Annotated in this window: 9 protein-coding genes; all 9 read right to left on the bottom strand. The window is 59.2% G+C overall.

Annotation, left to right across the window (positions count from 1 at the left end; all coding sequences use genetic code 11):
* Positions 1-51: 51 nt before the first annotated feature.
* The 9 genes from ACW9JC_RS25420 to ACW9JC_RS25380 all read right to left on the bottom strand — a co-directional run bounded on the left by ACW9JC_RS25420 (position 52) and on the right by ACW9JC_RS25380 (position 10,151).
* Positions 52-948, bottom strand: coding sequence for a peptidoglycan DD-metalloendopeptidase family protein (locus ACW9JC_RS25420; RefSeq protein WP_457458399.1), 897 nt, complete (start codon positions 946-948; stop codon positions 52-54).
* Between the two features lie 202 nt (positions 949-1,150).
* Positions 1,151-1,462 carry a helix-turn-helix domain-containing protein gene (locus tag ACW9JC_RS25415; RefSeq protein WP_457458397.1) on the bottom strand — a complete coding sequence of 104 codons (312 nt, stop codon included), beginning with the start codon at positions 1,460-1,462 and terminating at the stop codon, positions 1,151-1,153.
* A gap of 4 nt (positions 1,463-1,466) precedes the next feature.
* The gene (locus ACW9JC_RS25410) at positions 1,467-1,790 is read right to left on the bottom strand and encodes a type II toxin-antitoxin system RelE/ParE family toxin (protein WP_416128719.1); all 324 of its coding nucleotides are present in this window, start codon (positions 1,788-1,790) and stop codon (positions 1,467-1,469) included.
* Between the two features lie 237 nt (positions 1,791-2,027).
* On the bottom strand, positions 2,028-2,930 hold the full coding sequence (locus tag ACW9JC_RS25405; protein WP_338584030.1) for a response regulator: 903 nt from the start codon (positions 2,928-2,930) through the stop codon (positions 2,028-2,030).
* Between the two features lie 168 nt (positions 2,931-3,098).
* Positions 3,099-3,860 (bottom strand): phosphate signaling complex protein PhoU, encoded by a 762-nt coding sequence (phoU, locus tag ACW9JC_RS25400; RefSeq protein WP_008150055.1) that lies wholly within the window; start codon positions 3,858-3,860, stop codon positions 3,099-3,101.
* Positions 3,861-3,931: 71 nt separating this feature from the next.
* On the bottom strand, positions 3,932-4,765 hold the full coding sequence (gene pstB, locus ACW9JC_RS25395) for a phosphate ABC transporter ATP-binding protein PstB (protein ID WP_338584028.1): 834 nt from the start codon (positions 4,763-4,765) through the stop codon (positions 3,932-3,934).
* 185 nt (positions 4,766-4,950) lie between these two features.
* Complete coding sequence (pstA, locus tag ACW9JC_RS25390; protein ID WP_338584027.1) at positions 4,951-6,621, bottom strand: phosphate ABC transporter permease PstA; 1,671 nt, start codon at positions 6,619-6,621, stop codon at positions 4,951-4,953.
* A 15-nt stretch (positions 6,622-6,636) separates the two neighbouring features.
* Positions 6,637-8,670 carry an ABC transporter permease subunit gene (locus ACW9JC_RS25385; protein WP_457458401.1) on the bottom strand — a complete coding sequence of 678 codons (2,034 nt, stop codon included), beginning with the start codon at positions 8,668-8,670 and terminating at the stop codon, positions 6,637-6,639.
* Positions 8,671-9,149: 479 nt separating this feature from the next.
* Complete coding sequence (locus ACW9JC_RS25380) at positions 9,150-10,151, bottom strand: phosphate ABC transporter substrate-binding protein PstS (protein WP_007971739.1); 1,002 nt, start codon at positions 10,149-10,151, stop codon at positions 9,150-9,152.
* Between the last annotated feature and the right edge of the window lie 175 nt (positions 10,152-10,326).

The raw sequence follows: 10,326 nt of genomic DNA, 5'->3' as shown, positions 1-10,326 counted from the left end.
CACATGAACCTGTAGGAGCTGCCGAAGGCTGCGATCTTTTGCTTCAAGCCTCTATTGCTTGCCCAACGCAAAGTTGGGCAGTGCCCCCACCGGTTGATTGAACCGATAAGGAATCGACACCAGCCCCATCCCCGTATTGCGCTGCACCACGAAATGCAGGTGCGGCCCGGTGCTGTTGCCAGTATTGCCCGACAGCGCCAAGGCACTGCCCACCGCCACCTTTTGCCCCTCTCGAACCCTGACCGAGCCTTTCTTCAGGTGCAGGTACACACCCATCGTCCCGTCATTGTGCAGCACCCGCACGAAATTGCCGGATGCATCGGTGCCACGCCCAGCCTGGCTGTTTTCGGTTTTCACCACCACCCCGCCCCGCGCGGCAATGATCGGCGTGCCCTCAGGCATGGCAATGTCTATGGCGTAACGGCTCTTGGGGCCGAAATGGCTGTAGGGACCATTGGCGCCCTGACTGATCCGGAATGGGCCGCCACGCCAGGGCAACGGATACCGGTAGCCCACGGCGGTGCCTGAGGGGTCGCCCAGCGAATACTTGAGCTTGGGGATATACGCCAGCGGCTTAGTGGCTTGTTTCGCCGTGAGCTGCGCCAGACGAATGCTGGTGCGCAGCGGTATCACCCGCCGGATCGGCCGACCCGGTGCGCCGCTGACGTTCTTCACGCCGGCGAAACTCAATTCGATCTCTACCGGCGCATACAGGTCGTTGCGCACGTACACGCTGTCCACGCCGTCCTTCTTCATGATCACGTAGTACACCTGACGCCCAAGGTTCTCGACCATCCGATCACGAAAAACGAACACCTTGGCGCCTTTTGTGGGGCGGTCACTGTAAGAGACCACGCCATTGGCATCGGTGGACTTGTAGATCGTCATGGCCATGGCCGAGGCGCAGGCCATGCACAGACCACAGAAAAACAGCAGGCGCGCGAACATGGGGAAGGATTCTGTCGAGTAAGGCCTGGGATTTAGCCTAGCAGTCGGAATGGACCGGCGTGGCCGACAGATGTTTCAAAATGGGCGGGGCGGGGGATGAGCGGTGATCGTTCCGGCCCCTTCGTCGGAGCGCCGCCCGGAGCAGGCTCGCTCCTACAGAATTGATATCACCTTTGGAAGTGAGCTGCCGGGATTGAACGAGTCAGGCCAACTGAAGTGTCTGGGTCGAGAGGAAGCAAATATCAACTTCCAGCTTTGCGGCGGCTGACAAATTGACCAACGCATCCAGAGAGAATTTGTCGATCTTGCCATTAAGCATGTCGTTGAGCCTGGGCTGAGTGATCTCCAGACGCTTCGCCGCGTCTTTCTGCGGAAGCTCCCAGGCTCGAATGGTCGCGCAAAGTGTGCGCATCAGTTTGGCCCGCAGACGCATATTCGCCGCTTCCTGCGGAGTCTCTTCCAGTGCATTCCAAACACTCGAGAAACGCAGAGATTGGTTTTGATGATCCTTCATGGCATTAACCTATTTCCTGATATCTGGCGCGTGCCAGTTCGATGTCCCGAGCTTCGGTTTTCCGAGTGGTCTTGTGCATGGCGTGCAAAACGTAGATTGCCTCGGGCCGGTTGACCACATAGAACACGCGGAACGCCCCCGACTCCTCGGTGATTCTGATTTCGTTGACCCCACGCCCTACTGTTTTCATGGGCCGCCAGTCAAAAGGCTCATCGCCCTGTTGCAAAAGATCCAACTGGAATCCCGCAGCCCTGCGCGCATCAACCGGAAACGCTCTCAGATCCTTGAGCGCACTCCCGACAAACACCACGTCCTTGTGTCTCGCCATCGACTTCTCCCATTACCGAGAGGAAAAGCGTAATAGGCAAAAGCGATTTATGACGCTGAGGTGTGTTGCAAGGCATGGCAGAAAACGCAAAACCTTACCCTGCAATCTATATCAGAACCAATATAAATCAAGCCGAGTGTACGTAAGATCGGATACACGGACTCGGTCCCACAGGTTCAGTGTGATCCTTGTGGGAGCGAGCCTGCTCGCGATAGCGGACTTTCAGGCGACGCAGTCTTAAGCCCCCGGAATAAAGTGCTTCTGCGCAGTACCACGGGCAATCAGGCGGGAGATGTAGTCGAGTTTCTGCGCGTCCTGATCGACGAAGCGGAAGGTCAGTTGCAGCCATTCGCTGTCGGGTTTCTGTTCGTGGGCGACGATCGCGTGCAGGTAGCCGTTGAGGCGCGCGGTTTCGGCGTTGTCGCCCTGCTCCAGGTCGAGCACCGCACTGTCGAGGACTTGCGGCAGGGTGTCCGCGCGTTTGACCACCAGCAGTGCTTCCTTGAGGCTCAGGGCCTTGATCACGCATTGCTGGATGCCGTTCGGCAGGCGCAATTGGCCCTGGCCACGTCCTCCTCCGGCTGCAGCAGCGGCCACCGGTGCCTTGACCGGTGGGCTGTTGAGCAGTCCGCGGGACGGTGCTGCAGCAGGTGCCGCCGCAACCACGGCAGGCTTGCCGCCGGTCAAAGCGCTCAGGGAATCGTTGCCGAATGCCGAACTGGTTTTGGTCGCCGCGACGTTGATCAAGGCGTCGAGCTTGCCGACCTTGTGCAGCGCCTGCTTGACCTTGGTGATCAGTTGCTCGTTGGTGAACGGCTTGCTGACGTAACCGGAGACACCGGCCTGGATCGCCTGCACGACGTTCTCTTTGTCGCCACGGCTGGTCACCATCACGAACGGCATGCCTTTGAGGTTGTCTTGCTCGCGGCACCAGGTCAGCAGTTCCAGCCCGGACATTTCCGGCATTTCCCAGTCGCACAGAACCAGGTCGAACGCTTCCTTGACCAACATGGCCTGAGCCTTTTTGCCGTTGACGGCGTCTTCGATCCGCATGCCCGGGAAATAGTTACGCAGGCATTTCTTCACCAGGTCACGAATGAACGAGGCGTCGTCCACGACCAAAACACTGACCTTACTCATCCATAACCCCTTTAAAAAATCCCGGCAAGCATACCGCTTTGCTGATGGCACATTGCCAAAAACCTTCAGTCACGCCGGACTTTTCGTTCGCGGGGTGCTGCTTTACGAATTCGTGGGCCGCAAATAAAAACGCCCGGCCAAAAGGCCGGGCGCTTTACTTGGGCAATCTTACTTATCGTCAGCTTTGCCCGGAACATTAGCGGTTTCGCCGCTTGTTCCTTCAACTTCTTCTTTCATGCGCTTGAGGCCCAAGTGACGTACGTCGGTGCCGCGCACCAGGTAAATCACCAGTTCCGAGATATTGCGCGCGTGGTCGCCGATGCGCTCCAGCGAACGCAGCACCCAGATAATGCTCAAGACCCGCGAGATAGAGCGTGGATCTTCCATCATGTAGGTCGCCAGCTCACGCAGGGCGGTCTTGTATTCGCGGTCGATGATCTTGTCGTACTGCGCCACCGACAGCGCCAGGTCGGCGTCGAAGCGGGCAAACGCGTCCAGCGCATCGCGAACCATGTTGCGCACCTGATCGCCGATGTGACGAACCTCGACGTACCCGCGCGGCGCTTCGCCTTCTTCGCACAACTGGATGGCGCGACGGGCGATCTTGGTCGCTTCGTCACCGATGCGCTCCAGATCGATCACCGACTTGGAAATGCTGATGATCAGGCGCAAGTCGGACGCTGCCGGCTGACGACGGGCCAGAATGCGCAGGCATTCTTCGTCGATGTTGCGTTCCATCTGGTTGATCTGATCGTCGATCTCGCGCACCTGCTGAGCCAGGCCGGAGTCGGCCTCGATCAGCGCGGTCACCGCGTCGTTGACCTGCTTCTCGACCAGTCCGCCCATGGCCAGGAGGTGGCTGCGCACTTCCTCAAGCTCGGCGTTGAACTGCGCGGAAATGTGGTGGGTAAGGCCTTCTTTACTAATCATGTTGGCGTCCTTGGAGCGTCCGGTAAGGTGCGGTGGGCCGCAGCGTCAGTTCAGTGAACAACCACAGCTTCCTAGCCGTAGCGACCGGTGATGTAGTCTTCGGTCTGCTTCTTCGCCGGATTGGTGAACAGGGTATCGGTGTCGCCGAACTCCACCAGTTTGCCCATGTACATGAACGCCGTGTAGTCGGAAACCCGCGCGGCCTGTTGCATGTTGTGGGTCACGATGACGATGGTGAATTTCGATTTCAGTTCGTAGATCAGCTCTTCGACTTTCAGCGTGGAGATCGGGTCGAGTGCCGAGCACGGTTCGTCGAGCAGCAGTACTTCCGGCTCTACGGCGATGGTGCGAGCGATCACCAGACGTTGCTGCTGACCACCGGACAAGCCCAGTGCCGACTCGTGCAGACGGTCTTTGACTTCGTCCCACAGTGCCGCGCCTTTCAGTGCCCATTCAACGGCTTCGTCGAGTACGCGCTTCTTGTTGATGCCCTGGATGCGCAGGCCGTAGACCACGTTCTCGTAGATGGTTTTCGGGAACGGGTTCGGCTTCTGGAACACCATGCCGACGCGACGACGCAGCTCGGCCACGTCTTCGCCCTTGCGGTAGATGTTGTTGCCGTACAGGTTGATCTCGCCTTCGACGCGGCAGCCGTCAACGAGGTCGTTCATGCGGTTGAAGGTCCGCAGCAGCGTGGACTTGCCGCAGCCGGACGGGCCGATGAAGGCGGTCACGCGCTGTTTCGGGATGTTCATGCTGACGTCGTACAGCGCTTGCTTGTCGCCATAGAACAGGCTCAGGCCGGGCACTTCGATGGCCACGGTTTCCTGCTCGAGGCTCAGGCTCTGTTTGTCGCGGCCCAGGGCAGACATGTTGATGCCGTGGGTATGTGTTTCGTGCTGCATGGGAGGCTCCCTGTGCTAACAAATTCGGTTCGTTGAACCACTGGCTTTGCCAATGGGTTACTGAAAATCTGTGGGCTTGCGTCAATCCTTGTGGGAGCTGGCTTGCCAGCGATTCAGGCGACTCGGCCTGCCAGTAGCACCGCGGTGATGCCATCGCTGGCAAGCCAGCTCCCACAGGGTTTGTCTTAACTGTCCAAAGCCTTGTACTTCTCGCGCAGGTGGTTCCGGATGTACACCGCCGACAGGTTCAACGTCGCGATCACCAGCACCAGCAGCAGCGCCGTGGCGTACACCAGCGGTCGCGCGGCTTCAACGTTCGGGCTCTGGAAGCCGACGTCATAAATGTGGAAGCCCAAGTGCATGATTTTCTGGTCCAGGTGCAGGTACGGATAGTTGCCATCCACCGGCAGCGACGGCGCCAGTTTCACCACACCCACCAGCATCAGCGGCGCCACTTCACCGGCGGCACGGGCCACGGCGAGGATCATGCCGGTCATCATCGCCGGGCTGGCCATCGGGATCACAATCTTCCACAAGGTTTCAGCCTTGGTCGCGCCGAGGGCCAACGAGCCTTCACGCACGGTACGCGGGATACGTGCCAGACCTTCTTCCGTGGCCACGATCACCACCGGCACCGCCAGCAGCGCCAGTGTCAGCGAAGCCCAGAGCAGACCCGGCGTACCGAAGGTCGGCGCCGGCAACGCTTCCGGGAAGAACAAGCGGTCGACCGAACCACCGAGTACGTAAACGAAGAAGCCCAGACCGAACACGCCGTAAACGATCGCCGGAACGCCAGCGAGGTTGTTCACCGCGATACGGATGATCCGCGTCAGGGTGTTCTGCTTGGCGTACTCACGCAGGTACACCGCGGCCAGTACGCCGAACGGGGTCACGATCATCGCCATGATCAACGTCATCATCACGGTGCCGAAGATCGCCGGGAAAATCCCGCCTTCGGTGTTCGCTTCACGCGGGTCGTCCGAGAGGAACTCCCAGATCTTGCTGAAGTAGAAACCAACCTTGGTGAAGGTGCTCATCGCGTTCGGCTGGTAGGCGTGAACCACTTTGCCCAGACCGATTTCGATCTCTTTGCCGTTAGCGTCGCGAGCGGTCAACGCATCGCGGTTGAACTGCGCGTGCAGGTCACTCAGTCGCGCTTCGATGTCCTGATAACGGGCGTTCAATTCAGCGCGCTCGGATTCCATGTCCGCTTGCGCGGCGGCGTCGAGCTTGCCATCCAGTTCCAGTTTGCGACTATGCAGACGGATGCGTTCGAGACCGGCGTTGATCGCACCGATATCGACCTTTTCCAGGGTCTTGAGTTGCGCGGCCAGCTGATTCACGCGGTTGATCCGCGCTTGCAGCTCTGGCCAGGCAGCTTCGCCCTCGGCGATGACCTTGCCGTCCTGTTTGACGTTGACCAGGTAACCGTAAAAGTTGCCCCACTCGCGACGCTCCAGCGCCATCAATTCGACCGGGGTCTTCTGGTTGGTCAGCCACTCGCCGACGATCCAGGTGAAGTCGTTGCCGTTCAGGTCACGGTTGCCGACCTTGATCAGCTCGCGGGTCATGAACTCCGGGCCTTCATCAGGCACCGGCAGGCCGGCGCTCTTCAGACGCGCACGCGGCACTTCTTCCTTCTGTACGATTTCGCCGACCACCAGGTGATTAGCCTGGCCCGGCACGTCGTAGCTGGCGTGCACCAGATCCGCCGGCCAGAAGTGACCCAGGCCACGCACGGCAATCACTGCCAGCAGGCCAATGGTCATGATGACCGCGATGGACACCGCGCCACCGCTGATCCAGACGCCGGGGGCGCCGCTCTTGAACCATCCTTTCAGGGAGTTCTGTTTCACAGACTTCTACCTTTCTTAAAGCGACGAGTATTTCTTGCGCAGACGCTGACGAATCAGTTCCGCGAGGGTGTTCATGACGAAGGTGAACAACAGCAACACCAGCGCCGAGAGGAACAGCACGCGGTAGTGGCTGCCGCCGACTTCCGACTCCGGCATTTCCACCGCGACGTTGGCGGCCAGGGTGCGCAGACCTTCGAACAGGTTCATTTCCATGACCGGGGTGTTACCGGTGGCCATCAACACGATCATGGTTTCACCGACCGCACGACCCATGCCGATCATCAGCGCCGAGAAGATGCCCGGGCTGGCGGTCAGGATCACCACGCGAGTCATGGTCTGCCACGGCGTGGCGCCGAGGGCCAGAGAGCCGAGGGTCAGGCCACGCGGCACGCTGAACACGGCGTCTTCGGCGATCGAGTAGATGTTCGGGATCACCGCGAAGCCCATGGCCAGACCAACCACCAGAGCGTTGCGCTGGTCGTAAGTGATGCCCAGGTCGTGGGAGATCCACATGCGCATGTCACCGCCGAAGAACCAGTTCTCCATGAACGGGCTCATGTACAGCGAGAGCCAGCCCACGAACAGGATCACTGGAATCAGCAGCGCACTTTCCCAACCATCCGGCACTCTGAGGCGGATCGATTCAGGCAGGCGACTGAAGGCGAAACCCGCCACCAGAATGCCGATCGGCAGCAACATCAACAGGCTGAAGATGCCCGGCAAATGCCCTTCCACATACGGCGCGAGGAACAGACCGGCGAAGAAGCCGAGGATCACCGTCGGCATCGCTTCCATCAGCTCGATCACTGGCTTGACCTTGCGGCGCATGCCCGGCGCCATGAAGTACGCGGTGTAGATCGCGGCAGCAACGGCCAGTGGAGCGGCCAGCAGCATGGCGTAGAACGCGGCTTTCAGGGTACCGAAGGTCAGCGGCGACAGGCTCAGCTTGGGTTCGAAATCGGTGTTGGCGGCTGTCGATTGCCAGACGTATTTAGGCTCGTCGTAGTTCTCGTACCAGACCTTGCTCCACAACGCGCTCCACGACACTTCCGGGTGCGGGTTGTCGAGCAGCAGCGGGTGCAGCTTGCCGCCGGCTTCCACGATCACGCGGTTAGCCCGTGGCGACAGACCGAAAATGCCTTGGCCTTCGACCACCGGATCAACCAGCAAAGTGCGGTGCGCGGTGCTGTGGAATACGCCGAGCTTGCCGGAGGCGTCCAGTGCAATGAAGCCCTTGCGGCGCTCTTCGGCAGTGATTTCAACGATTGGCGTGGTGCCCATCTGGAAAGTACGGATCTGCTTCAGGCGTTGCTCGCCATCCGGGTCGCGCGCCATGAACCACTGGGCCAGGCCACCTTTGGAGTCACCCAGGATCAGCGAGATACCGCCAACCAGTTGGGTGCTGGCAGTGATTTCAGCCTCGCCGTTTTCCAGCAATTTGTAGCGACCGTTGAGGCTCTTGTCGCGCAAGCTGAACACGTCGGCCTGGGCGCGACCGTTGATCACGTACAACCACTGCTGACGCGGGTCGACGAAGATGTTCTTCACCGGCTCGCTCATTTGCGGCAGGTCGATACGCTTCTGCTCGTTGGTGATTTCCCCGGTCATCATGTTTTCTTCGCTGGTCAGCGACAGAACATTGAGTTGCGAACCGGTGGAACCGACCAGCATCAGGGTCGAATCGGTGGCGTTGAGGCTGACGTGTTCCAGCGCGCCGCCGGATTCGTTCAGTGCAATCGGAGTTTCGCCATACGGATATTCGATGGCTGGCGAGATGGTTTTCTTGCCGTCCGGGTAGCTGACTTTGTAGGTGTGACGGAACACCAGTGCCTGACCGTTGGACAAGCCCACGGCCACCAGCGGATGACCTGGCTGGTCTTCACCGATGGAGATCACGGTTGTGCCGGCCGGAACAGGCAGATCGACGCGCTTGAGTTCGGCGCCACTGTCGATATCGAAGAACAATGCCTGGCCCTTGTCGGAAACTCGCATCGCCACCTGGTTCTGCTCTTCGAGCGAGATCATCAGTGGCTTGCCGGCGTCCTGCATCCAGGCTGGGGTGATCGCATCTTTCGCCGTCAGGCTGGCACCCTGGAACAGGGGCGCAACGACATAGGCGAGGAAGAAGAAGATCAGTGTGATGGCTGCCAGCACCGCCAGGCCGCCGATGAGGACGTACCAGCGAGTGAAGCGATCCTTGAGCGCGCGGATGCGGCGCTTGCGTTGCAACTCAGGCGTATTGAAGTCAATTCGCTTGGGGGGATTAGTAGTCATGTTGGAATTGGCCAGATCATTCATTCGCACACCCTAGCGATCCTGTATGACAGAAAGATGACAGTGCGGTGACGCAACAAATCCGCCGCCCGGTGGAACCGGCAGCGGAGCGCAAAATTTGGGGGTTGCAGGAGCTGTCGAGGGAACCGAGGCTGCGATCTTTTGATCTTGCCGTTCGAAGCCAGATCAAAAGATCGCAGCCTCGTTTCACTCGACAGCTCCTACAGATCCGGGGCTAACCCCGGATCAGGGTTTTACTTTTTTGCGACTTCAGCGCCGCCTTCTTGCAGACCCAGGTCAGCCAGTGCTTTTGCAGCAACCTTGGCTGGCAGTGGGATGTAACCGTCTTTCACTACAACTTCCTGGCCCTGTTTCGACAGAACCAGTTTCACGAACTCGGCTTCCAGCGGGGCCAGAGGCTTGTTCGGGGCTTTGTTGACGTAAACGTAGAGGAAACGCGACAGCGGATACTTGCCGTTCAGGGCGTTTTCTTCGGTGTCTTCGATGAAGTCCTGGCTGCCTTTCTTGGCCAGGGCCACAGTCTTCACGCTAGCGGTTTTGTAGCCGATGCCCGAGTAACCGATGCCGTTCAGCGAGGAGCTGATCGACTGCACGACCGAAGCCGAACCTGGTTGTTCGTTCACGTTTGGCTTGTAGTCGCCTTTGCACAGGGCTTCTTCCTTGAAGTAGCCGTAGGTGCCGGATACCGAGTTACGACCGAACAGTTGAACCGGCTTGTTGGCCAGGTCGCCGGTCACGCCCAGGTCACCCCAGGTTTTCACGTCGGTTTTAGCGCCGCACAGACGAGTGGACGAGAAGATCGCGTCGACTTGTTCCATGGTCAGGTGCTGGATCGGGTTGTCCTTGTGTACGAACACAGCCAGGGCGTCCACGGCAACCGGGATAGCGGTTGGCTTGTAGCCGTACTTCTGCTCGAAGGCAGCCAGTTCGGTGTCCTTCATCTTGCGGCTCATCGGGCCCAGGTTGGAGGTGCCTTCAGTCAGCGCAGGTGGCGCAGTGGCGGAGCCAGCGGCCTGAATCTGGATGTTTACGTTCGGGTATTCTTTTTTGTAGTTCTCAGCCCAGAGGGTCATGAGGTTGGCCAGGGTATCGGAACCAACGCTGGACAGGTTGCCCGACACACCAGTGGTCTTGGTGTAGCTCGGGATAGCAGGGTCAACAGCGGCAACCGCGTTGGCAGTCGCAACGCCAGCAGCGACAAAAGTCATTGCCGCCATCAAACGCTTCAGTTTCATGCCTTACTCCTAGCAGATAGGGTGTGTTAAGTCGGGGCCAAGTATCAGCAGGCCGTGTGAACACTCTATGGCTGAAATATGACAATTGGATGAAAGGCCAGTATTCGAGTTTTTACTGGATGATTCTTGGCGACCCCAATCGCCAGCAGGCTGGCTCCCACAGTTGAAATGCATT

Source organism: Pseudomonas sp. SDO5591_S426 (assembly GCF_054070755.1).
Note: the sequence above shows the minus strand (reverse complement) of the source record. Positions and strands in the feature narration are given on the sequence as shown.

Coding starts and splice junctions, on each gene's coding strand:
- pstB (WP_338584028.1), bottom strand. CDS start 4,765: ATGCAGCACGAAACACATACCCACGGCATCAACATGTCTGCCCTGGGC.
- phoU (WP_008150055.1), bottom strand. CDS start 3,860: ATGATTAGTAAAGAAGGCCTTACCCACCACATTTCCGCGCAGTTCAAC.
- ACW9JC_RS25385 (WP_457458401.1), bottom strand. CDS start 8,670: ATGCAGGACGCCGGCAAGCCACTGATGATCTCGCTCGAAGAGCAGAAC.
- ACW9JC_RS25410 (WP_416128719.1), bottom strand. CDS start 1,790: ATGGCGAGACACAAGGACGTGGTGTTTGTCGGGAGTGCGCTCAAGGAT.
- ACW9JC_RS25405 (WP_338584030.1), bottom strand. CDS start 2,930: ATGAGTAAGGTCAGTGTTTTGGTCGTGGACGACGCCTCGTTCATTCGT.
- ACW9JC_RS25420 (WP_457458399.1), bottom strand. CDS start 948: ATGTTCGCGCGCCTGCTGTTTTTCTGTGGTCTGTGCATGGCCTGCGCC.
- ACW9JC_RS25380 (WP_007971739.1), bottom strand. CDS start 10,151: ATGAAACTGAAGCGTTTGATGGCGGCAATGACTTTTGTCGCTGCTGGC.
- ACW9JC_RS25415 (WP_457458397.1), bottom strand. CDS start 1,462: ATGAAGGATCATCAAAACCAATCTCTGCGTTTCTCGAGTGTTTGGAAT.